Source organism: Providencia sp. PROV267 (assembly GCF_028477825.1).
Classification (GTDB): domain Bacteria; phylum Pseudomonadota; class Gammaproteobacteria; order Enterobacterales; family Enterobacteriaceae; genus Providencia; species Providencia stuartii.
In genome coordinates, this window is the sequence record NZ_JAMPLX010000007.1 from 303,711 (window position 1) to 326,835 (window position 23,125).

General features: G+C 42.2%; 22 protein-coding genes and 1 riboswitch. Of the genes, 10 read left to right on the top strand and 12 right to left on the bottom strand.

Translation table 11 applies throughout. The annotated features are described in order from the left end of the window. Window positions 1–73 precede the first annotated feature (73 nt). A complete protein-coding gene (locus PR709_RS06080) occupies window positions 74–532 on the bottom strand; it encodes a GNAT family N-acetyltransferase (protein ID WP_004917876.1) in 459 nt (152 codons plus the stop codon). A 17-nt stretch (window positions 533–549) separates the two neighbouring features. Then, window positions 550–1,125, bottom strand: a complete 576-nt coding sequence (locus PR709_RS06085) for a TIGR00730 family Rossman fold protein (RefSeq protein ID WP_004917874.1) — start codon at window positions 1,123–1,125, stop codon at window positions 550–552. A gap of 363 nt (window positions 1,126–1,488) precedes the next feature. Between PR709_RS06085 and rhtA the strand changes: the two genes are divergently transcribed. Both rhtA and dps read left to right on the top strand, forming a co-directional pair. Next, the gene (rhtA, locus tag PR709_RS06090) at window positions 1,489–2,376 is read left to right on the top strand and encodes a threonine/homoserine exporter RhtA (RefSeq protein WP_004917873.1); all 888 of its coding nucleotides are present in this window, start codon (window positions 1,489–1,491) and stop codon (window positions 2,374–2,376) included. Between the two features lie 289 nt (window positions 2,377–2,665). Beyond that, window positions 2,666–3,169, top strand: a complete 504-nt coding sequence (gene dps, locus PR709_RS06095) for a DNA starvation/stationary phase protection protein Dps (protein WP_004917871.1) — start codon at window positions 2,666–2,668, stop codon at window positions 3,167–3,169. A 90-nt stretch (window positions 3,170–3,259) separates the two neighbouring features. Here dps and dinG read toward each other — a convergent pair whose 3' ends face one another. Then, the gene (dinG, locus tag PR709_RS06100) at window positions 3,260–5,368 is read right to left on the bottom strand and encodes an ATP-dependent DNA helicase DinG (RefSeq protein WP_014657781.1); all 2,109 of its coding nucleotides are present in this window, start codon (window positions 5,366–5,368) and stop codon (window positions 3,260–3,262) included. A gap of 241 nt (window positions 5,369–5,609) precedes the next feature. Here dinG and PR709_RS06105 point away from each other — a divergent pair, with 241 nt between their 5' ends. Further along, window positions 5,610–5,771, top strand: a complete 162-nt coding sequence (locus PR709_RS06105; RefSeq protein WP_014657780.1) for a hypothetical protein — start codon at window positions 5,610–5,612, stop codon at window positions 5,769–5,771. A 27-nt stretch (window positions 5,772–5,798) separates the two neighbouring features. Next, entirely contained in the window at window positions 5,799–6,638 is an 840-nt protein-coding gene (gene sseA, locus PR709_RS06110; protein ID WP_004917864.1) for a 3-mercaptopyruvate sulfurtransferase, read from the top strand. A gap of 137 nt (window positions 6,639–6,775) precedes the next feature. Here the strand turns inward: sseA and PR709_RS06115 are convergent, their stop codons facing one another. The 3 genes from PR709_RS06115 to rhlE all read right to left on the bottom strand — a co-directional run bounded on the left by PR709_RS06115 (window position 6,776) and on the right by rhlE (window position 9,489). After that, window positions 6,776–7,024 carry a GlsB/YeaQ/YmgE family stress response membrane protein gene (locus tag PR709_RS06115; protein WP_014657779.1) on the bottom strand — a complete coding sequence of 83 codons (249 nt, stop codon included), beginning with the start codon at window positions 7,022–7,024 and terminating at the stop codon, window positions 6,776–6,778. A gap of 165 nt (window positions 7,025–7,189) precedes the next feature. Beyond that, window positions 7,190–8,152, bottom strand: a complete 963-nt coding sequence (gene dusC / locus PR709_RS06120) for a tRNA dihydrouridine(16) synthase DusC (protein WP_004917859.1) — start codon at window positions 8,150–8,152, stop codon at window positions 7,190–7,192. Continuing rightward, window positions 8,152–9,489 (bottom strand): ATP-dependent RNA helicase RhlE, encoded by a 1,338-nt coding sequence (gene rhlE / locus PR709_RS06125; protein ID WP_036943538.1) that lies wholly within the window; start codon window positions 9,487–9,489, stop codon window positions 8,152–8,154. Before rhlE ends, dusC begins: the two co-directional genes overlap by 1 nt. A gap of 291 nt (window positions 9,490–9,780) precedes the next feature. Here rhlE and cecR point away from each other — a divergent pair, with 291 nt between their 5' ends. From cecR to PR709_RS06150, 5 genes are all read left to right on the top strand, one after another. After that, window positions 9,781–10,467 carry a transcriptional regulator CecR gene (gene cecR / locus PR709_RS06130; protein WP_004917856.1) on the top strand — a complete coding sequence of 229 codons (687 nt, stop codon included), beginning with the start codon at window positions 9,781–9,783 and terminating at the stop codon, window positions 10,465–10,467. 84 nt (window positions 10,468–10,551) lie between these two features. Then, window positions 10,552–11,544 carry a secretion protein HlyD gene (hlyD, locus tag PR709_RS06135; protein ID WP_004917855.1) on the top strand — a complete coding sequence of 331 codons (993 nt, stop codon included), beginning with the start codon at window positions 10,552–10,554 and terminating at the stop codon, window positions 11,542–11,544. 12 nt (window positions 11,545–11,556) lie between these two features. After that, the gene (locus PR709_RS06140) at window positions 11,557–13,299 is read left to right on the top strand and encodes an ATP-binding cassette domain-containing protein (RefSeq protein ID WP_042116411.1); all 1,743 of its coding nucleotides are present in this window, start codon (window positions 11,557–11,559) and stop codon (window positions 13,297–13,299) included. Continuing rightward, entirely contained in the window at window positions 13,296–14,435 is a 1,140-nt protein-coding gene (locus PR709_RS06145) for an ABC transporter permease (RefSeq protein WP_004917851.1), read from the top strand. Before PR709_RS06140 ends, PR709_RS06145 begins: the two co-directional genes overlap by 4 nt. A gap of 12 nt (window positions 14,436–14,447) precedes the next feature. Beyond that, on the top strand, window positions 14,448–15,554 hold the full coding sequence (locus PR709_RS06150; RefSeq protein ID WP_014657773.1) for an ABC transporter permease: 1,107 nt from the start codon (window positions 14,448–14,450) through the stop codon (window positions 15,552–15,554). 126 nt (window positions 15,555–15,680) lie between these two features. On the opposite strand, the gene PR709_RS06155 is transcribed toward PR709_RS06150, so the two are convergent. The 5 genes from PR709_RS06155 to moaA form a co-directional block, all read right to left on the bottom strand. Continuing rightward, entirely contained in the window at window positions 15,681–16,388 is a 708-nt protein-coding gene (locus PR709_RS06155; protein WP_004917846.1) for a Bax inhibitor-1/YccA family protein, read from the bottom strand. 200 nt (window positions 16,389–16,588) lie between these two features. Continuing rightward, a complete protein-coding gene (gene moaE / locus PR709_RS06160) occupies window positions 16,589–17,041 on the bottom strand; it encodes a molybdopterin synthase catalytic subunit MoaE (protein WP_004917845.1) in 453 nt (150 codons plus the stop codon). Between the two features lies 1 nt (window position 17,042). Further along, complete coding sequence (gene moaD, locus PR709_RS06165) at window positions 17,043–17,288, bottom strand: molybdopterin synthase sulfur carrier subunit (protein WP_004917843.1); 246 nt, start codon at window positions 17,286–17,288, stop codon at window positions 17,043–17,045. After that, on the bottom strand, window positions 17,285–17,764 hold the full coding sequence (gene moaC / locus PR709_RS06170; RefSeq protein ID WP_004917841.1) for a cyclic pyranopterin monophosphate synthase MoaC: 480 nt from the start codon (window positions 17,762–17,764) through the stop codon (window positions 17,285–17,287). The genes moaD and moaC overlap by 4 nt, the downstream gene beginning before the upstream one ends. Window positions 17,765–17,791: 27 nt before the next feature. Then, the gene (gene moaA, locus PR709_RS06175; RefSeq protein ID WP_014657771.1) at window positions 17,792–18,772 is read right to left on the bottom strand and encodes a GTP 3',8-cyclase MoaA; all 981 of its coding nucleotides are present in this window, start codon (window positions 18,770–18,772) and stop codon (window positions 17,792–17,794) included. After that, window positions 18,762–18,902, bottom strand: a riboswitch (molybdenum cofactor riboswitch). (Overlaps the previous gene by 11 nt.) A gap of 529 nt (window positions 18,903–19,431) precedes the next feature. On the opposite strand from moaA, the gene yvcK reads away from it, so the two are divergent. Further along, the gene (yvcK, locus tag PR709_RS06180) at window positions 19,432–20,340 is read left to right on the top strand and encodes a uridine diphosphate-N-acetylglucosamine-binding protein YvcK (protein ID WP_004917836.1); all 909 of its coding nucleotides are present in this window, start codon (window positions 19,432–19,434) and stop codon (window positions 20,338–20,340) included. Window positions 20,341–20,416: 76 nt separating this feature from the next. Here yvcK and uvrB read toward each other — a convergent pair whose 3' ends face one another. Beyond that, complete coding sequence (gene uvrB / locus PR709_RS06185) at window positions 20,417–22,435, bottom strand: excinuclease ABC subunit UvrB (RefSeq protein ID WP_004917833.1); 2,019 nt, start codon at window positions 22,433–22,435, stop codon at window positions 20,417–20,419. Between the last annotated feature and the right edge of the window lie 690 nt (window positions 22,436–23,125).

Sequence of the window (23,125 nt, forward strand, 5' to 3'; positions counted from 1 at the left end):
CGATAATAAAAGATAGAATTTATTTATAATGTCGTGATGGCCTAATATTTATTATTAGACCATCAATGGTATTTTATAACTTAATTCCCATGGTACGCGTGATTTCTGTTAACCCCTCTCTCTCATAAAACTTAATTGCCTTATGGTTTTGTGCTAACACAGTAAGCTCTAAATGGCTTAATTGATTGTCTTTTGCCCATGTTTTCATTTGCTCAATTAATTGATGCCCCACTTTTTGGCCTCTCAACTCGGGAGATACGACAAGGTCAAAAATATAGGCAAATTGCCGAGGAACCATACAATTATAAGGCGGTGCCGTTTGCTTTTGAGCAATGCAAAAGCCTTTAACTTGCCCATCATATTCCGCCACGAGCAAATGAAAGTTTTCATCACTGATGGTATTTTCAACAAAATCTCTCATCTGTTTAGCAGGCTGCATTCTTTCACTATCAAGCGCTGCCATTTCAGTAAATAACAGCTCATAGAGAGACAGCACAGCTTCAATATCGTGTTTTACTGCACAGCGGATCATAAATACCTCACCGAAGTTTAATCATAAGTTTTAACCGATGGCGCAAGATAGGTTTCAAAACGATCGAGTAGTGCTGCTGGATCATTTTCAACTATCGCCATATGGCGATATTTTTCCTGTAAAAAAGCCTCATCAGCCATTTTGTTCGTCATATCAATTAGTGGCTGCCAATAGTTATTAATATTAAATAGCCCACAAGGCTTAGTGTGTAGCCCTATTTGACTCCAAGTGAACACCTCACTAAATTCCTCAAGAGTGCCGTAACCTCCAGGTAGAGCAACAAAGCCATCGGCAAGCTCAATCATCTTACTTTTACGTTGATGCATCGTGTCAACTTTATACAATTTAGTCAGATTTTTATGAGAAATTTCACGCTCTTCAAGTAGTGAAGGAATAACTCCAATTGCTTGACCACCTTGAGATAAAATAGTGTCGGCCACCGTGCCCATAATACCAACGCTTGCCCCACCATAAACTAAAGTAATATTGCGCTTGACCATTTCTTCTGCAAATTTAATCGCCTGTTGCTTATAAACTTCATTAGCTCCCATGCTGGAACCACAATAAACGGCAATACTGTTAATTTTTCTCATTTTTTCCTCGTTTTTATCGTGTTTTTATGGAAAATAATTATACGTTACATAAGGATAAGCTCAACACACATTCTCATCCCGCCCTCATCGACATATAAAACTCTGTCTAAAATTAATTAAAGCGCCTACACATGGGGTATATAGTCAACAAAATAAATATTAAATGCTATGTTTTATCGTGCTCTCTATTTTATAAATACATATTATCCATGTTAAATTTATGTCATAATCACCGCTTATGTTATGTACCTGAGTTGTTAATAGTCAGCACGTACATTTTCTTTGTCAAAATTTTCTTTTATTGAAGAATAATCAGCCATTTTTTTGCTGATTTTATTACGTATTTCTGAGGTTCAACGATCCATGTCTGCCGATACTAAAAAGAGTGCCTTTCCTCTATTACCCGTGGGATTGCTATTACTGGCAATGACCTCAATTCAGAGCGGAGCATCTCTAGCTAAAACACTGTTTCCTGTTATCGGTGCACCAGGAGTGACTGGGCTACGCTTATTGCTTGCGACCATTATTTTATTTGTCATTTTTAAACCTTGGCGATTAAAGTTTAGGCGAAACTCTCTTATTCCCCTGTTAACTTATGGTCTTTCTTTGGGGACCATGAACTATTTGTTTTATTTATCCTTAGAACGAATTCCACTTGGGATCGCGGTAGCACTTGAGTTTACAGGGCCACTGGCTGTTGCAATGTTTTCATCCCGCCGCCCCATTGACTTTTTATGGATAGCGTTGGTCATCGTTGGGCTGCTCTTTTTATTGCCTATCGGTGATGATATTAATGGCCTAGATCTTGTCGGTGCCTTATATGCCCTTGGTGCGGGCGTTTGTTGGGGGATCTATATTATTTTTGGCCAACGGGCTGGCGCAGGTTATGGTGCCGCAACCGTAGCAATAGGCTCCTTTATTTCAACCCTGATCTTTTTCCCTATTGGGTTAATGCAGACAGGTGCTGAAGTTATGTTTGACCCTGCTATTTTGCCGTTGGCGTTGGCTGTTGCTGTTCTCTCTACAGCCTTTCCTTATACCTTAGAGATGATAGCGCTTACCCGACTTCCAGCAAAAACCTTCGGGACTTTGATGAGCCTTGAGCCTTGTATGGGGGCATTCCTTGGAATTGTCTTCCTCCAAGAGCATTTAACCGTTACTCAATGGTTAGCACTATTATGTATTGTTTGTGCCTCAATAGGCTCAACATCCACAGCACGCCCTAAAACAAAAATAGAAGAGGTTTCTTAAATAAATAGAGGAAGAAATTTCTTTATTATTTAATTTGTATAAAGGTTAATAAAGTTAACAACATTTTCTTTATTAACCTTATTTATTGTAAACTTTCTTTAATATCATTGAAATATTAGCTTATTAATCCTATAGTAATATTTATTAAGCGTTTATTTAATTATAAGCCGTTATCAATTTTACCTATCAAAGTAATAGAATATTGCATTATGACAAGTTGGTTCTGTTGTTTTATATTAATTAACAGAAACAGATTATTGAATAATTAATTACTTATAAGGGGAAGATTATGAGTACAGCTAAATTAGTAAAAGCACCTCAAGCAAATCTTTTATATACCCGCAATGATGTTGAGGATAGCGTTAAATTAGAGTCTATCAATATTTTGAATGTTATGGTCATCCATTTTACTGATCTTTCTTTAATGACCAAACAAGCACATTGGAATATGCGCGGTCGTAACTTTATTGCCGTACATGAAATGCTAGATGGCTTCCGTACCACTTTAGTTGAGCACCTTGATGAATTTGCTGAGCGTGCTGTACAACTTGGTGGAGTTGCAATTGGTACGACTCAGCAAGTCAATAAATTTACATCGTTAGAAGCTTATCCAATTGATATCCACGATGTTCAAGATCACCTAAAAGCATTAGCTGACCGTTATGCGGTTGTGGCTAACGATATTCGTAAAGCTATCGATGAAGTCGAAGATGAGGATACCGCGGATATGTTTACTGCGGCATCACGCGACCTCGATAAGTTCTTATGGTTCTTAGAAGCTAATATTGAGTAATGTCGATAAAAATAGTCAACGTTGATTGACCCCTTGGCCACACTAATGTGTGGCCTTATTGTTATTATACTATTAAGAAAGACGTTAACGTTACGTACCGCTTGGCATAGCCGGCCGTTCAATCGGGAACACGGGTAATGCGTTCAGCAACCGCTTACCATAATTTTTGGTGATCAATCGATTATCATAGATAACAATCTCACCATAGCATTCATGGCTACGGATCAACCTTCCTGCTTGTTGAATCAAATTAAATGATGCACTTGGTAAACTTTGTACTTCAAACGGATAACGTTTAAGCGATTTTAACCATTCACCTTCAGTAATAATCACGGGGTTAGTCACCGGTGGAAAAGCGATTTTATGGATATGTACCTGTGTTAAATACTCACCTTTTAAATCAAGCCCCTCCGCAAATGACTGCAACCCTATCAGTACACTGGTTAACCCTTTATTGATCCTGTCACAATGGGTTTCAACTAACCGATAACGCGGCTGATCCCCTTGCACTAACAATTGTAGGCGTAAATCTTTTACATGTTCCAGAAACCCTTCCATCGCTCGCTGGCTACTAAACAACACTAGCATACCTCGATGAGTACCTTTTTCTAATTGATGCCGGAAATACGTTGCCATCTCCGCTAAATGTAGCTCTTCATTCGAGATAGTTGGTTCGTACTTCATTTGAGGAATAATCAGTTTACCCTGTTCAATATGATTAAAGGGTGAAGACAGCGTCACAAAACGGTCATCACTTTTTTCTGATAACCCACTCAATTCTTGAAAACGAGAGTAGCTATTAAGTGAGCGTAACGTCGCTGATGTGATCACGATGTGTGGCACATTGCGCCATAATAGCTGCTGTAATTGCTCACTAACCCGTATCCCAGCACAGTGCAGAAATAAACGAGACTGGTTTTTCTCATAACGACGGCTAAGCCATTTCGAAATTGGCGCTCCTGATGTTTGGTCAATTGACGCTAACCGCCATAATTTCGCCATATTTTCAAAATAGCCCATTGCTCGGCTAGTTAATAGAATAGAGCGATGTAAGCGAACAATATCCTGTTTAGCCGTTTGCTCGGTTAAATCATTGAGAATTGATTCCGCTAACCCTCTTAGCCCGTCGGTCAGTTTGAAAAGTTCTTGGCAACATAGCTGCATTGCCTCAGGCAACAGCCCCATCGGAAATAAGTACTCATTATCCTTTGAGGTTTCTGGTAATAATGCGTTGGTTAGTAGCGAAAAATCACGAAATGCTTCTCTTAACTTTTCCGCGTGCTGCTGTAACCGCTCTGGGTTCGCTAATTTTGGTGGCTTGGCTGGCCTAAACTGAGCGAGATATTGCCCCACATGATGAAGAAAATTATCCACCTGTGCTGTTAATTGAACGAGTGTGATCTCGCCTTCCACTTCCAACGCATCCCTTGCTACGTCAGGCACATGATGCCCCTCATCCAGTACTAAAAGGAGTTTTTTAGGATCTGGTAATACCGATTCGCTTTCCATTGCCGCCATCACCAGCGCATGGTTTGCAACCACCACATCCGCATCTTCAATTTCCCGCCGAGCAATAAAAAAGGGACAACGCTGATAAAATTGGCAATTACGGCCTAAGCAGTTCATTTTGTCAGTGCTGACCTTACGCCATAAGCTATCGCTAAAAGCACGCTTATGGTGATCCCGTAAGCCATCCCATGCAAAACTATGAAAATCATTACGTAGCTGCTGGCAAATCGCTCTCTCTTCACTGTTTGCGATTTCGGTTTTATCTTCCACCAGCAACATTAAGTCAATTTGTTCGCCTTCTGCGGCACAGATTGCTTCCAGATTGCGTGGACACACATAGCGTGCTCGCCCAAAAGCCCCTGTATATTTAAGATCAGGAATAATTTTACTGAGTAAGGGCAGATCCTTACTGAATATTTGATCTTGTAATGCAACATTCGCAGTACTGACAACCAATGTTTTGCCTTCTTCTCGGCCAACAGCAATACCCGGTATCAAATAAGATAATGTTTTACCAACCCCTGTAGGAGCCTCAATAACCAAATGCCGCCCTTCTTCGTCCGCCAAATTTTTAGCAACTTCAGCAATCATTTGGCGCTGAGGCGCGCGGGATACGAACCCGTCAATGTGCTGTGATAACCCTTTGTACCATTGGGTTATATGTTCTTTCATTTTATTTGACAGGGACATAGGCTCACTGCTGTTCACATTAGAAGATATAGGATAACCAAGTAGGTCAATAACATCGAATTAAACAATATATGCTTACGAAGGCGCTCGCAAAAACTACTGTTTAAAAAACCATTATGCCATAAAATTGGGAACAGGTTGGCAAATTCCGGATCCATCCGCACAAAAAAGAGTATTTAACTTGTCTGCAACAAACATCGGGTTATACTTTGGGTTTATTTCTTCAATTCAGGCTATAAAAATGAAAAAGGTTGTTATCGCGCTTTGCGCACTCTGCGCATTCGGCTCCATCGGTGGAATTGTCTTAGCTGGCATGAATATTTATACACGCTCAACGACACCTATTGAGCAGAGTCAGGCACAGCAACCCTCAATTATACCTTCAGCGGGTCAGGTTCAATAATATTTACATTCAGGATGAAGATAATTTATGTATGACGCTTATTTTGTAACACCCGAATGGTTACATGACCATTTGTCTGACTCTAACCTTATCGTACTAGATGCTTCATCTCCGCCCCCAACAGCACCCTATGATTGCCGACAACGTTGGTTAGAAGAGCATATTCCAAGCGCACAGTTTTTTGATCAAGATAAGGTTGCTGATACTCGAACACCCCTACCTCATATGCTGCCTGACGCTGAAACTTTTAGCCGTGCGGTCGGTGAAATGGGAATTAACAATAACACTCAGGTTATTATTTACGCCCAGAATAATTTATTCTCAGCACCACGTGCGTGGTGGACATTCACCACAATGGGCCATAAAAATGTCAAAATTCTCGCGGGTGGCATTGAAGCATGGAAAGCACTCGGTTTCCAAACTGAATCCGGTGAGGTCACGCCGCCAGCCCCACAGCACTATACCGCTCAGCGCCACGGTGACAACGCATTAAATCAAACACAAATGCTTAACCTCGTAGAACAGGGAAAAGTACAAATTATTGATGCTCGTGCCGCGGCACGTTTCTTAGCGCAAGCACCTGAGCCTCGCCCAGGGCTACGTATGGGCCATATCCCCGGTAGTAAAAACATGCCTTGGGATCAATTAGTTGAAAATGGTGAATTTAAATCACCGGCCCAACTTAAAGCCCTATTTGCAGAGCAAGGTATTGATATTCATGCCCCTTCCGTCACAACGTGTGGCTCTGGTATGACGGCGGCTGTGGTGCTCATGGCTCTGACTCTATTAGGCAACACAAATGTTAAGCTATATGATGGCTCTTGGGCAGAATGGGGCCAAGACAATGGGTTACCTATAGAGTCTTAATTATTCATCTAATCAAAAGATTAATTGAACTAAAAATCGGATTAATACTTAATCAACATTAAATAGTATTCAAAAAAATAACCCTCTATTCACGGAGAGGGTTATTTCTTTCAAATCGAGATAAGTTTAGTCAATCGCTATTTGGCAAATATCCCAGCTAAAAATAGCACGACGATCGCACCGATAACCGCAACAACAAAACTACCGAAATTGAAGCCGTCTACTTTACCTTTACCGAAGAAGGTACTGATGTAGCCACCCACAACAGACCCAACAATTCCGAGTACAATAGTCATGATAAAACCAATATGGTAAGTGCCTGGCATAATCCATTTAGCCAATACCCCTGCAATCAGACCAAAAATGACCCAAGAAATGACTCCCATCATCGACCTCCAAACGAATTAATACGGTAAAAATAGATTTTAACCATGTTAGTTTGCCATCTTATGACATACGATTTAAGTCAATTTAGCATGATTAAAAAAGCCATTAGCCCTTTAAGTTAAGAACTAATACTCTATTTTAGCAAATCATAAACAACCGAATGATTAAAATTCCATCATTTTTGCTGGCTTTTTTACTTCAGATTCGATCACTTCGGCGATCTGGCGAGCACTCTTTAGCGCTCGGATCAGAGAAAATAGTCTGTCTGCTTGCTGATATTCTTTACGTAAATAACCTAACCATTGCTTGATACGTGCGGCATGGTAATTCCCCGTATCTCCTTGTTTTTCAAGCTCTGTATATTTTAATAGCAAGCTGCCGACGTGCTCCCAAGCCATTTTGGGCTGATTGCTTTTTATGACATGACTTAAATTAGGCGTATGCAGAGCGCCCCGCCCAATCATAATCGCATCACATCCCGTTATTGCTAGGCAGTGCTGAGCACTTTCATAATCCCACACCTCACCATTGGCAATTACAGGGATGGATAAGCGGCGGCGAATATCGCCAATAGCTTGCCAATTAATCTTTTCAGCTCGATAGCCATCTTCTTTGGTACGGCCATGCACCGTCAATTCCGTCGCTCCAGCCTGCTCCACGGCATCTGCGATTTCATGACAAAATTGGCTATTATCCCACCCTAACCTGACTTTAACAGAAACAGGTAATTCCTCTGGAACAGCCTCTCGCATCGCCTTTGCGGCACGATAAATAAGCTCTGGTTGCTTTAGTAAAGTTGCACCACCCCCATGGCCATTCACGGTTTTAGAGGGGCATCCACAATTCAGATCTACCCCCCATGAACCCAGCGAAACTGCCCTATAGGCGTTTTCAGCTAACCACTGAGGGTGCTGCCCCAATAACTGAACGCGTACTAACGTACCTGATGGTGTCCGACTGCCATGACGCAATTCCGGACATAACCGATAAAACGTTTTTGCCGGTAAAAGGGTATCGACAACTCGTACAAACTCAGTAATACAGAGATCGTAATCATTGACCTCACTGAGTAAGGAGCGCACAAGCGAGTCAAGTACCCCCTCCATCGGGGCAAGTAACACACGCATTAGCCTTCACCGCGTCCCTGACGCACTTTTTTTTGTGCGCTTTTCCATGGTGAGGCTGATGCCGATTTATCTTTTGAGCTATCAGCACCAGTACGTTCGCGGCGCGGCTTCACAGACGTATTATGGCGTTTATTTGCACTACGCCTTTCATTATTACGCTGCGGCGCTTTTTGGATAGGTTCAGGTTTAATGGAAGGATCAGGCTCATAACCTTCTATCGCCATAACAGGAACCGGTTTTTTTAGTAGCTTTTCAATATCTTTTAGCAGCTTTAACTCATCAACACATACCAGTGAAACAGCCATTCCTGTTGCGTCTGCTCGCCCTGTACGACCAATACGGTGAACATAATCTTCCGCTACATTAGGCAGTTCAAAGTTAACAACATACGGCAATTGTTCGATATCTAAACCACGTGCCGCAATATCTGTCGCCACCAGTACTCGAACATCACCTGATTTAAAATCTGCTAATGCACGTGTACGCGCGCCTTGGCTCTTATTACCATGAATTGCCGCCGCTTTTACGCCATCTTTATTTAGATGTTCAGCAAGGCGGTTCGCACCATGTTTTGTGCGTGTAAAAACAAGAACTTGCTGCCAGTTTTCACGGCCTATCATGTAAGATAACAGCTCTGCTTTACGTTTCTTATCGACATGATGGACAAACTGGGTGACTTGCTCAGAAGCCGAGTTACGAGGAGCGACTTCGATCGTCACAGGGTTATCCAGTAATTTATTCGCTAATTGTTTAATTTCATTAGAGAATGTAGCTGAAAACAGCAGGTTTTGACGTTTTTTAGGTAACTTACTGATCACACGGCGAATATCATGAATAAACCCCATATCAAGCATACGATCGGCTTCGTCCAAAACAAGGATCTCAACTTGAGATAAATTGACCGCATTTTGATGCTCTAGGTCGAGTAATCGCCCCGGCGTCGCAATCAAAATATCAACACCACCACGTAACTTCATCATTTGTGGGTTGATGCTGACACCACCAAACACGACAAATGAGCGGATCCTTAAATGACGGCTATATTCCTTAACATTCTCAGCGACTTGCGCAGCCAATTCACGTGTCGGCGTTAAGATCAATGCCCTAATCGGTTTGCGATCTTTTCCAATTCTAGGAGTCGAAATTAATTTTTGTAAAATGGGTAAGGTAAAACCCGCCGTTTTCCCTGTTCCTGTTTGAGCACTCGCTAAGAGGTCGTGACCATCAAGGACTGCTGGGATAGCTTGCTGTTGGATAGGCGTAGGGGCTTCGTAGCCTAACTCATTAATGGCGAGCAAAATTTCCTCGTTTAATGCGAGGTCTGAAAAACTAGTCAAATTAAATTACTCCGGACTTCACCACTCTGAATGATCAGAGGCAGTTCGAGGGGAAGGATTGTAGATGAAGAAAAGATGCAAACTGCCGTGCAATTGCGGGAAGTCTAACATTATTTGGCTCTAATAAGTATATTAATTTAGTTTAGAAAATAAATTAATACAAAATTACTCAAATATAGTATATATAACTATTACAAACTAGAATATGTCGTTTTCCGTCACTGAATTATGCAAAAAGCCGTGTAGAGCTTGTTAGGTTGATATTTAGTTTTGAATGTTTAAGGAAATTTCATGATTACAAACACACCGTCAACACATCGAGGAGAAAACGCCAGAGTGCAGTTGCTATGCTCAGCTGCAGATGTCTATGGTGAATTAGGTCTCGACGGAGCAACAACCCGCAAAATTGCTCAAGTTTCGGGGCAAAATATTGCCGCCATTTCCTATTATTTTGGTTCGAAAGAGGGGCTGTATCTCGCTGTAGCCCAATTGATTGCGAACACAATAAAAGAAAACTTTAGCGAGACAACCGCGGAAATTGATACATATCTTCGTCAAACCAATCCCCCTCCTGATGAGGCCATCAAACTCTTGCAAAAAGCATTAGTCGGTTATAATTACTTTCAGCTAGAAAAAAAGAACCTGAGTTTTTCTCGAATACTCGCTAGAGAGCAACTCAACCCAACCGAAGCCTATACCATTATTCATGAGCAGGCTCTCGGACCTATTTACACCAAATTAAACCGTCTTATTGCCATTTATATAGGCTCCGATCCCAACAGCCTAACCACCTTAATCCAAACCCATGCCATCTTAGGGGAAACGCTCTCGTTTCGTATCGCAAGAGAGACGTTACTTCGGCAAACTGGCTGGAAACATATCAATGAAGAGGAATATAAAATCATTAACCAAGTACTGATAGAGCACACCAATATCTTGTTGGAAGGATTGCGTCATCGCAAAGAGGCACAAAAGTGATATCATTAATCCATAAAAAACGGTTATAGATTATCGAACTATCTATTTTTAGACATGTAATCTACACGAAGAATAAGGTTAATTATGAACAATAAACGTCGTTCAATCTTTTTAATTCTTATTGTCATAGTAATCGGTCTCGCTGCGGGTGGTTATTATTGGTATCAATCACAGCAAGATAAAACATTAACCTTATATGGTAATGTTGATGTACGAACCGTCAACCTTGGTTTTCGTGTTGGTGGGAAGCTCGCGTCTTTGAATGTTGATGAAGGCGCGCGCGTTACCCCCGGTCAAGCTTTAGGCCAGCTTGACCAAGCGCCTTATATCAACGCATTAAACAAAGCAAAGGGCGTTAGAGACAGTGCAAAAGCCCAGCTAGCTATGAAAGAAAAAGGCTATCGCACTCAAGAAATTGCACAAGTTGAAGCAGAGGTTGCCCAAAAACAAGCGGCATGGAAATACGCTGAAAGTTTTTACCAGCGCCAAAAAGGACTCGCAGCCTCCCATGTGATTTCTGCCAATGAGCTAGACAATGCAAAGACAAATCGAAATCAAGCACTTGCCGCATTAAAAGCCGCACAAGATAAACTAAACCAGTATCAAAGCGGTTTCCGTCAAGAAGAGATAGCGGCTGCACGAGGCGAATGGCTACAAGCTGAAGCGGCTGTTGCACAGGCAGAATTAGACTTAAAAGATACCGTATTAACAGCCCCCTCAGATGGAACCATCCTAACGCGAGCCATTGAGCCTGGCAGCATTGTCGGTGCTGGTAATACTGTATTTAGTGTCACTCTCACGACGCCTGTTTGGGTAAGGGCTTATGTCGATGAGCCTAATTTAGGGATGGCCGTTCCTGGTCGAGAAGTTTTGCTCTACACCGATAGCCGTCCAGATAACCCTTATCACGGTACCATTGGTTTTGTATCACCAACCGCTGAATTCACGCCAAAAAGCGTACAAACTCCGCAATTACGTACTGATCTTGTATATCGGCTACGCATCGTTGTCAGCGATCCTGATGAGGCACTACGCCAAGGCATGCCAGTTACCATCCGCTTTGCTGAAATTCAGTGATAAGAGTGCATGATGAGTAAGCACGATGACTGCATTCGTCTTCAAGGGGTTGAAAAAACATTTCAGGGTTTAGACTCCCCCGCAGTAGAGAGCTTAACGGCCGAGATCTATGGTGGCTCGGTAACGGGTTTAGTCGGCCCAGACGGTGCAGGCAAAACGACGTTAATGAGAATGCTTGCCGGTTTATTAAAACCTGATTCAGGCACAATCAGTCTAATGGGATTAGATCCGATTAAAGACAGCGTACAAGTGCATGCTAATTTAGGATATATGCCACAAAAATTTGGCTTATATGAAGATCTGACCGTCCAAGAAAATCTTGATTTATATGCTGATTTACGTGGCGTCCTCGGTGAAGAGAGAGAGAAAATTTATCGTCAGTTGCTCACCTTTACTGATTTAACAAATTTTACAGGTCGGCTTGCCGGTAAATTATCCGGCGGTATGAAACAAAAGCTAGGGTTAGCTTGCACACTGATTGGCAGACCAAAGGTGCTACTTTTAGACGAGCCTGGGGTTGGGGTTGATCCCATCGCACGACGCGAATTATGGCGAATGGTACACACTTTAGCCGATGAGGGGATGCTGATCCTTTGGAGTACCTCCTATCTTGATGAGGCCCAACAGTGCAAACATGTTTTGCTCCTTAACCAAGGCCAATTGCTTTTTTCAGGGAAACCTCAAGATCTGACCCAAACTATGGTTGGTCGCTCCTATTTATTAGATGTTCCGGCCGCCAATAAACGTACAATATTGCAAAATGCCCTCGTTCTTCCGGAAACCAGCGATGGCGTGATCCAAGGGCGTTACATCCGCTTAATATTAAAGCCTGATGCGTCTAAAACGTCGCTACTTCACCGTTTGCATATGCCTGATGGGAAGCTGATTGAGGCAGAGCCACGTTTTGAAGATGCTTTTATTGATCTCTTAGGTGGGGGGCCTTCCCATCGCTCAGAATTGGCGGCTATCATGCCGCAAATCCCTGCTAATCCAAGTGAAACCGTTATTGAAGCGCGTGATCTAACGAAAAAATTTGGTGATTTTGCCGCGACGGATAGCGTCAATTTTCAAGTAAAACGCGGTGAAATTTTTGGCTTACTCGGCCCCAATGGTGCGGGGAAGTCAACCACCTTTAAAATGATGTGTGGATTGATGAGACCAACCGAAGGTCACGCCTTAGTGTTAGGAATGGATTTAAAGACCAGCTCAGATAAAGCACGGCAACACCTCGGCTATATGGCGCAAAAATTCTCGCTCTATAGCAATTTAAAGGTTGGGCAAAATCTCAAATTCTTTTCTGGTGTTTATGGTCTGCATGGTAAGCATCAAACACATAAAATAGCTGAAATGGTTGAGGCCTTTAATTTTAAGCCAATTATTAATCAAATAACTGATTCACTCCCTCTTGGCTTTAAACAACGCCTTGCCCTTGCCTGCTCCCTTATGCATGAGCCAGATATTTTATTTCTTGATGAACCGACATCGGGGGTCGACCCTCTCACTCGACGTGAGTTTTGGCTACATATCAACGGCATGGTCGATAGAGGCGTAACCGTCATGGTGACAACTCACTTTATGGATGAAGCAGAGTATTGTGATCGCATAGGATTAGTGTATCACGGCAAGATCATTGCCGCAGGTACGCCAGATGAGCTAAAACAGCAAGTCGCTAGTGAAAGTCATCCAAATCCATCAATGGAAGATGCTTTTATTGGGTTGATACTTGATTATGATAAACAGCGGGAGGAACAATGACCGCCAACGCGTCTCATTTTTCTTGGCGTAGACTCCGTGCATTATGCATTAAAGAAAGCAAACAAATCGTACGCGATCCCAGTAGTGCATTGATTGCCGTTGTGATCCCCCTAATGCTGTTATTTATTTTTGGTTATGGGATCAATTTGGATTCCAGTCAATTACGTGTTGGCATCTTGATGGATCAACAAAGCCATGAAGCACGCCAACTCGTCGATACATTTACAGGCTCCCCTTTTATTGACGCTACGGTTAGCGATAATCGGCAACAATTAATTGCAAAAATGCAAGCGGGCAAAATTCGCGGCATTATCGTTATCCCCGTGAACTTCTCAGCCCAATTGCTACGTCCTGAAGGGCATGCCGCCATACAAGTGATTACCGACGGCAGTGAGCCTAATACTGCGAACTTTGTACAAGCCTACACCAAAGGGATCTGGTATACGTGGTTGATACAACAAGGTGAAAATCGAGGCTATCCCACAGATCCCCTCATTGAGTTAAATATGCGTTATTGGTTCAATGAAGCTGCAATTAGTCAGCATTTCATTATACCCGGTGCCATTAGTATCATAATGACGGTAGTTGGAGCTATTTTGACATCACTGGTTGTTGCTCGTGAATGGGAGCGCGGCACAATGGAAGCCCTTCTCTCGACACAGATTACACGCACCGAATTGCTTTTATCCAAATTATTACCCTATCAAGTCTTAGGCTCCTTTGTGATGATCTTGTGTATGATTGTCACGACATCACTATTAAATATACCTTATCGAGGCTCACTCTTAGTGCTGTTTTTGATCACTAGCCTCTATTTAGCGACCGCTCTCGGAATGGGGCTATTGATTTCCACCATCACTCGCAATCAATTTAATGCCGCAATGGTCGCATTAAATGCGGCATTTTTGCCAGCAATTATGCTATCAGGCTTTATTTTTGAAATCTCAAGCATGCCAATATTTGTCCAAATCGTGACTTATTTCATTCCGGCGCGCTATTTTGTCAGCAGCTTACAAACGCTATTTCTGGCAGGCGATATCTATATTGTTTTGTTCACCAATCTGCTGTTACTTATCGCCTCCGCTATTTTATTTATTGGCTTAACGGCATGGAAAACACGCCGTCGTCTTGATTGATAAGGATGAAATATGTTTTACCGCCTATATACCTTGATCATGAAAGAACTACAGACGTTATTGCAGGAGAAGCAAACGCGGATCATTTTGCTCATGCCTGTTATTTTCCAAATGATCTTGTTTCCTTTGGCTGCAACCCTTGAGGTTACCAACACCACGATCGCCATTTTCGATCAAGATGGCGGGAAGCACTCTATCGAATTAACTCAACGATTAGCAAAAGCAGAAGCCTTTTCTCAAGTACGATTACTCAAAAATGAGCACGAGATCCGAGAAACACTGGATAACCGAGAAAGCTTATTAGTCGTACGCTTCGGGCAAAATTTTAGCGCTGACATCGATAGCCAGCACACCGCGAAGATGATGTTATTACTTGATGGACGTAACTCTAACAGCGCGCAAATTGCCGCTAACTATATTGAACAAATCGTATTACAATATCAAAGCGAGCTAACGGCAGGCCGCCCTTTAGCCAATAATAGCGAGTTAGTGGTTCGTAACTGGTATAACCCTAATCTGGAATATAAATGGTTTATCGTGCCATCACTGGTGGCATTAATCACGACCATTGGCGTACTGATTGTCACTTCCCTGTCGATTGCCCGAGAGGCCGAACAGGGAACCCTTGACCAATTACTTGTATCGCCGCTCACGACTTGGCAAATTTTTATCGGTAAAGCCGTACCCGCATTGATTATTGCCACCGCGCAAGCGACTTTAGTCTTAGTCATTGGTATCTTCTGTTACCAAATCCCCTTTGCAGGCTCCCTCACGCTATTTTATGCAACTATGGTGGTTTATGGCCTTTCACTAGTGGGTTTTGGATTATTAATATCGGCTTTGTGTTCAACCCAACAACAAGCATTTATCGGTGTATTTGTTTTTGTGATGCCCGCTATTTTGCTCTCAGGCTATATTTCTCCCGTTGAGAATATGCCCATTTGGTTGCAAGAAATTACCTTGATCAATCCAATCCGCCATTTCACTGAAATCACCAAACAGATTTACTTAAAAGATGCTGATTTTAGTGTTATTTGGCCGAGCCTATGGCCACTGCTCGTAATATCAGTCATTACCAGTACCTTTGCTTACTACCTTTTTCGGCAGAAAACAGCGTAGCAATTACCTATTAGTCACGACTATATTTTTTACTAAACAATAAAAAACCCTTGTCTGTTTGACCATGACAAGGGTTGATATTCTTTAAAATCTATTGTGTATCTTAAATACACAATTTATACATGATTAACGGCGGTCGCCGAAAATACGTAGCAGCATTAAGAACAGGTTGATAAAGTCCAGATACAGGTTTAATGCACCTAGGATAGCGAGTTTACGCATGCTTTCTTTATCTTCCACGTCAATTTGTGCACCCATCTCTTTCAGTTTCTGAGTATCATATGCGGTCAGGCCTGCAAAAATCAGAACACCTGCATAGGTAATCACCCAGTATAATGCTGAGCTTTTCATGAAAATATTGACAATAGAAGCGATAATTAGGCCAATAAGCGCCATAAACAGGAAGTTACCGATACCACTTAGGCTACGCTTTGTGGTGTAACCATAAACACTTAGTGCACCAAACATTGCCGCCGTGATAAAAAATGTTCCTGCTACCGATTCCATTGTATAAGCAGCTAAAACCACAGAAATTGTTAGCCCAGTAAGTACTGAGTAGAGCATAAACATGCCCGTTGCCATCATACCACTCATTCTTGGCAGTAAAAATGACAAACCAAGTACAAGTCCAAACTCAACAATGATTAAACCAAAAAACAGAACATTATTAGTCGCTATGGTATAAAATAAGCCACTATTCAGTGTGGACCAAGCAACAAAAGCAGTCAGTAACAGACCAACAGTCATCCAGCCATAAACCTGTGACATAAATGTCTGAATGCCGGCACTGCTGCGCTGGACAAGAGAATCATTACGTTGATCGAATCGATCCATGATGGTTACCCTTCATACATTAGTAAGAAACGACCACAGCAACGTGCCGTAGCCAGACAAATTCCTACAAAGTTTATCATAAATTATTGACAATACCATTCAACAAACTTAAAACCATTGATTAGAATTTATGCCATGCCGCTGCTGACGGGCGTCTAAATACGCTAAAAATTATTTTAAATATAAATGAAATTTACTGATCACCAACGGTTTGCAGAAGCTTCATCGCTCTCTTTTGCCTCGACCCAACGTTCATTATCAGGCAATGTCTCTTTCTTCCAAAATGGTGCTTTGGTTTTTAAATAGTCCATAATAAATTCAGCCGCTTGAAAAGCAGCGCCACGATGAGCACTGGTCACACCCACAAAAACAATCTCTTCGCCCGGCTGTAAAGTACCTACTCGGTGGATCACACTAACTCGCTGTAGTGCCCAGCGTTGACGCGCTTCGACCACAATAGCGGCCAGCGCTTTCTCCGTCATTCCGGGATAATGTTCTAACGTTAATGCTGCAACGCTATCGCCTAAATTATGATTTCGGACTTTGCCTGTAAACGTTACGACCGCGCCATCGCTATCACATTCAGCAAGCCATTGATACTGCTCGCCTACACTAAAATTTTCTGTTTGTACCGCAATATGCGTATTTTCCATCTTAGCCCCCGGTCACCGGTGGGAAAAAGGCCACTTCGTCGCCATCTTCCAATGGATGATCTGTTGCTACAAAAGATTGGTTAACTGCCGCTAACAACTTGCCATCTTCTAAAGCTAAAGCCCACCGGTCACCACGTTGTGCCAATGCTTGACGCAATGCTTCAACATTTGAGTAATGTTCTGATAATTCGAGACGAGCTGTTCCCACCAATTCACGTACTTGAGCAAAAAAAAGTACCGTAATCATGCGTCCACCTTAAAATGACCAGATTTGCCACCTGTTTTTTCTAATAAGCGAACAGGCCCAATTACCATATCTTTTTGCACCGCTTTACACATATCATAAATGGTTAAAGCAGCTACTGAAGCGGCAGTTAATGCTTCCATTTCAACCCCTGTTTTTCCTGTCAATCGACAGCAGGACTCAATACGGACTTGATTTTGCTCCGGCAATGCTTGCAACGTCACTTCAACTTTTGTTAGCAGCAACGGATGACATAACGGGATCAGCTCCCATGTTTTTTTCGCTGCTTGAATACCAGCAATACGTGCGGTCGCAAATACATCGCCTTTATGATGGCTCCCCTCAACAATCATCGCTAAGGTCTCTTTATTCATCGTGACAAATGCTTCGGCTCTCGCTTCACGGACTGTTTCAGCTTTTGCAGAAACATCCACCATATGCGCTTCACCCGACGCATTAATATGAGTCAGTTGGGACATATTTTCTCCTGAAAAATCAAAAATTCATTAACCGCCAATAACGGATAAATTCGGGGTGATGCCACTGTCGCCCATATGTAAAAAGTGCGTCTCTCGCTTAAATTGTAGACCACTTTGAATACGTGCTTTTAATGCTTCGTTTTGATTATCGTCACTTAACAAGTCACGTAGTGGGATACCATTTTCACCGAATAGGCACAGATGAAGATTCCCCAAAGAAGAAACGCGTAGTCGGTTACAACTTTGGCAGAAATCTTTTTCATAAGGCATGATAAGACCAATTTCCCCTTGGTAATCAGGGTGGCTAAAGACTTGGGCGGGGCCATCGCTACGAGAGCGTGGCACACTGTACCACCCCTCTTCAATAAGACGGTCGCGGATCGTTTCTCCCGAAATATGGAAACGATTAAAAAGGTCACTCCCTTCCCCCGTTTCCATTAATTCGATAAAGCGGAGTTGGATTGGACGATGTTTGATCCAATTTAAAAAGGATTTTAAAGCAATATCATTGACGTTTTTCATCAATACTGCGTTGACTTTGACCTTGTCGAATCCCGCTTCAAAGGCAGCATCAATGCCTTGCATCACTTGATAAAACTTGTCTTGCCCAGTAATTGCCGCAAATTGACGCGGGTCTAGGCTATCAACACTGACATTAATCGCTCCGAGTCCCGCCTCTTTCCATTTTTGTACATCACGAGCCATACGATAACCATTTGTCGTCACCGCAATTTTTTTGATCGCTTGATTTTCATGGATAGCGGCAATGATATCGGTAAAATCTTTACGCATGGTCGGCTCGCCGCCTGTGATGCGTACCTTTTCTGTGCCCAATTCTGCGAAAGCACGGCTAATGCGCTGAATTTCACTCAGTGAAAGGAATTCGTGACGACCACTTGGTTTATAACCATCGGGAAGGCAGTATGTGCAACGAAAGTTGCAAACATCTGTAATAGATAAACGGAGATAATAAAATTTCCGAGCAAATTGATCGACAAGCTGCTGCATAATGACACCTTTCCAAATACGGGAGATGCAGACATTTCTATCTTGCACCCTGGTGGCTCAGAGGCCACGGCCAAAGCATCATATTCGTTATCGCGAACTTAGACACAAAGGCTAGGAGTGATATTTATCAACAAGCCCACAAAGCCAGCATAGGTTAACAATCAAATTGCTCACTTTGTTCACTTAGTTTATGTGGGGATTTTAGCGTAAAAGAAAGGAAAAAGCGAATTTGAATTTCGATATATAATATATTATACAACGACTTAGGGTTTAGTTATGCGTTTGTTAATTCAGTATAAATTTAATGTTCTAATTTGTATTATGTCACCTATTAAACCCAATATTAAGCGCATGTACAAAAAACATCCAGCCCCTATTTTTAATCGTTAATTAAGAGCAATCTTAGATTAGGTTTGCCCCAAATTTTGATCTTTTTTGGATAGTAAAAAACAGCCCTATGAGATAATTGCTGTTTAAACTGCCATCATTTTCAATTTTTATCTGTCAATGATGACGGTAAATGACCCCCAAACGGTGTTTTATGATAAATTAGCGCCGTTTTGTGATAGACGTGATAATCGCGTTTTAAATTGCATTTAACTGGCAATAACACTGTATAATAGCCTTGGCGCTGAAAAAATAACTGATATAGGAACACTATGCCGAATAGTAGTTTGACTGATTTTAGGCATGTTGTCGCCCTTGGCGGCGGACATGGGCTTGGTCGCGTAATGTCTTCGCTTTCCTCTTTAGGCTCTCGATTAACTGGAATTGTCACCACGACGGATAATGGTGGTTCTACTGGTCGTATTCGTCGAGCGGAAGGTGGGATTGCTTGGGGAGATATGCGCAACTGCCTCAATCAATTAATTACTGAGCCATCAATCGCATCGGCGATGTTTGAATACCGTTTTAGTGGCAACGGCGAACTTTCAGGCCATAATTTAGGTAATCTGATGCTAAAGTCATTAGATCACCTCAGTGTACGCCCTCTTGATGCCATTAATTTGATCCGCAATATGCTCAAAGTGGATGCCAAACTCATTCCTATGTCAGAATCTCCCGTCGACTTAATGGCGATTGATGAGATGGGTAATGAAGTGTATGGCGAGGTCAATGTTGATGCTCTGATTGAATTACCGAAAGAGTTACGACTCTACCCAACCGTAAAAGCCACAGCAGAAGCGATTGAAGCAATTCATCAAGCGGATTTAATTTTAATTGGCCCGGGTAGTTTCTTCACCAGCCTGATGCCACTGCTACTGTTGGAAGATATCACGGATGCTTTGCGCGAATGTAAAGCCCCGATGATCTATATCGGTAACCTAGGTAAAGAGCTAAGTACATCCGCAGCTAGCCTCACGTTACAAGAAAAGTTAACCATGATGGAGCAGCATATCGGCTGCAAAAAAATTGATGCCGTGATTGTTGGCCCTAGAACGAATATCGCGCCTATTCGCCATGAGCGGTTAGTCACTCAACGGGTGTTAGAGGCCGATGATATTCCTTATCGTCATGACCGTAAGCTACTCTTGCAAGCTATCGAAGAAACCGTGCGTTTGTTTTAAACCACCACGGGATATCACCACCAATCACGCCAAAGGTTAACAGCAAAAACTCATAGAGCCGTTAACCTTTGTAGCATCATGAATTAGCAATAAAACGCTCCCTTAGCTCTTGCAATTGATCCCTTACATTTGCCGCCGCTTCAAACTCTAAATCCTGAGCATGTTTATACATCTGCGCTTCAAGTTGCGAAATACGTTGCTCCAACTCTTTTGTTGATAATAATTGGATATCTTCACGTTTATCGATTTTGGCACTCTCTTTATTGCGACCTTTCGATTTGCCACCCACTTTGTGACCAATTTGCAAGATATCGCCAATTTTTTTGTTCAGGCCTTGCGGCACAATACCGTGTTGCTCATTAAAGGCTATCTGCTTAGCACGGCGGCGTTCCGTTTCTTTGATGGCCTTTTCCATTGAATTGGTGATTCTATCGCCATATAAAATTGCTTTACCATTAAGGTTACGCGCCGCACGACCAATTGTCTGAATGAGTGAACGTTCAGAGCGTAAAAAGCCTTCTTTATCGGCATCGAGAATAGCCACCAATGACACTTCTGGCATATCGAGACCCTCTCTCAGCAAGTTGATCCCCACCAGCACATCAAACTCACCTAAACGTAGGTCACGAATGATTTCAACCCGTTCTACCGTATCAATATCAGAGTGTAAATAACGAACCCGTTCACCATGCTCTTCAAGGTATTCCGTTAAATCTTCTGCCATTCGTTTTGTTAACGTTGTCACCAACACACGCTCGTTTTTCTGCGAACGAATACGAATTTCAGAAAGCAAATCATCAACTTGAGTGGCAACAGGCCGCACTTCAATCACAGGATCTAGCAAGCCTGTTGGTCGCACAACCTGCTCTATCACCTCTGAACCTGATTTTTCTATTTCATAATTACCCGGCGTCGCGGAAACATAGATAGTTTGTGGCGCAAGCGCCTCAAACTCTTCAAAACGTAATGGTCGATTATCAAGCGCAGACGGTAAACGGAATCCATACTCTACCAGTGTTTCTTTACGAGAGCGGTCACCTTTATACATCGCTCCGATCTGCGGGATAGTAACGTGCGACTCATCCACCACCAATAAACCATCAGCAGGTAGGTAATCAAACAGCGTCGGTGGCGGCTCTCCTGGCGCGCGACCAGACAAATAACGTGAATAGTTCTCAATACCTGAGCAATAACCCAGCTCATTCATCATTTCGAGATCAAATTGAGTACGTTGGGTGATACGTTGTTCTTCTAGCAATTTATTATTTTCGAGGAGCACCTTACGCCTATCCGCCAGTTCAACCTTAATTTGTTCCATCGCTTCTAAGATCCGCTCTCTCGGCGTCACATAGTGGGTTTTCGGATAAACTGTAAAGCGAGGAACACGATGCTGAATTTGCCCCGTTAATGGGTCGAACAAAGACAACCGTTCCACTTCTTCATCAAATAATTCGACACGTAACGCATATTCATCTGATTCTGCGGGGAAAATATCAATCACCTCGCCCCGTACGCGGAACGTACCTCGGGTAAAAGCTTGGTCGTTACGTGTATATTGCAGATCGGCTAAGCGCCGCAAAATAGCCCGCTGATCGATAATCATCCCATCGGTCAAATGCAGCATCATTTTTAAATAGCTATCAGGATCACCAAGACCATAAATAGCCGAAACAGAAGCCACAACTATCACATCACGCCGTTCAAGTAGTGCTTTTGTCGCTGACAGACGCATTTGCTCAATATGCTCGTTAACAGACGCATCTTTTTCGATAAAGGTATCTGAACTAGGCACATAGGCTTCTGGCTGATAATAATCATAATAAGAGACAAAGTATTCAACGGCATTGTCAGGGAAGAAGGCTTTCATCTCACTGTACAATTGTGCTGCCAACGTCTTATTGTGTGCCATTAACATGGTTGGGCGATTTTCTTTGGCGATGACATTGGCAATCGTAAAGGTTTTACCTGAGCCTGTTACCCCGAGTAAGGTTTGATGAGCAAGTCCATCTTCTAACCCTTCAGAAAGCTGACGAATTGCCTCGGGTTGATCCCCACCAGGCTGAAAATCAGAATACAATTTAAATACTTTACTCATTACCCACGCCTCTTAACCGATCTCCCCCCTATGATACTGGATAAAAAACCAGCTTCAAGTGCTGAGTTTAAAAATTCTCCAGCAATTTTTTATTGTGGTTAAAACAAGGTTATCCCCAAAAATTTTTCTTGACCTAAAGTGATTTATATATTTTATGCTGATGCGACTTCTAGTCTTATCTCAAATAACAACCCATGTCTTGATTTTATTTAACTTATTGTATTTTAAAATTATTATTTATAAGTCTGAAATCACATCAAATAAAGGCAAAGCCGCTTGTCACCTTGGATTCGGTTGTTTTTTTAGATCTAATTCACAAGGTTATCCACAGAAATAGTGGATAACTCTGCAATCCCTTTCAGATAGTGCGTTTCCGTTCCACTCTAAAAACCACATAGCGCATATACATGACAAAAAAATGGCAATTCAGTGAAAATATTTTTACTCAGAATTTATCATAAAAACAGTATTTACTCTTTTTTAACGGATCCGAGTTGACAAAAATGACGGATTAACGATCCAAAATAGCCTTTTACACAGAATAAACAGGAACATAAAAAATTATCTAGTAAGATCCACTAGATAGGCACACTTATCCGATCATAAATAACCAAACATTACACTCAATGTACCATGACTACGCCATCGTCCTTATCATTCGGTGTTAAAGGATAATTTTGCTGTTTAACA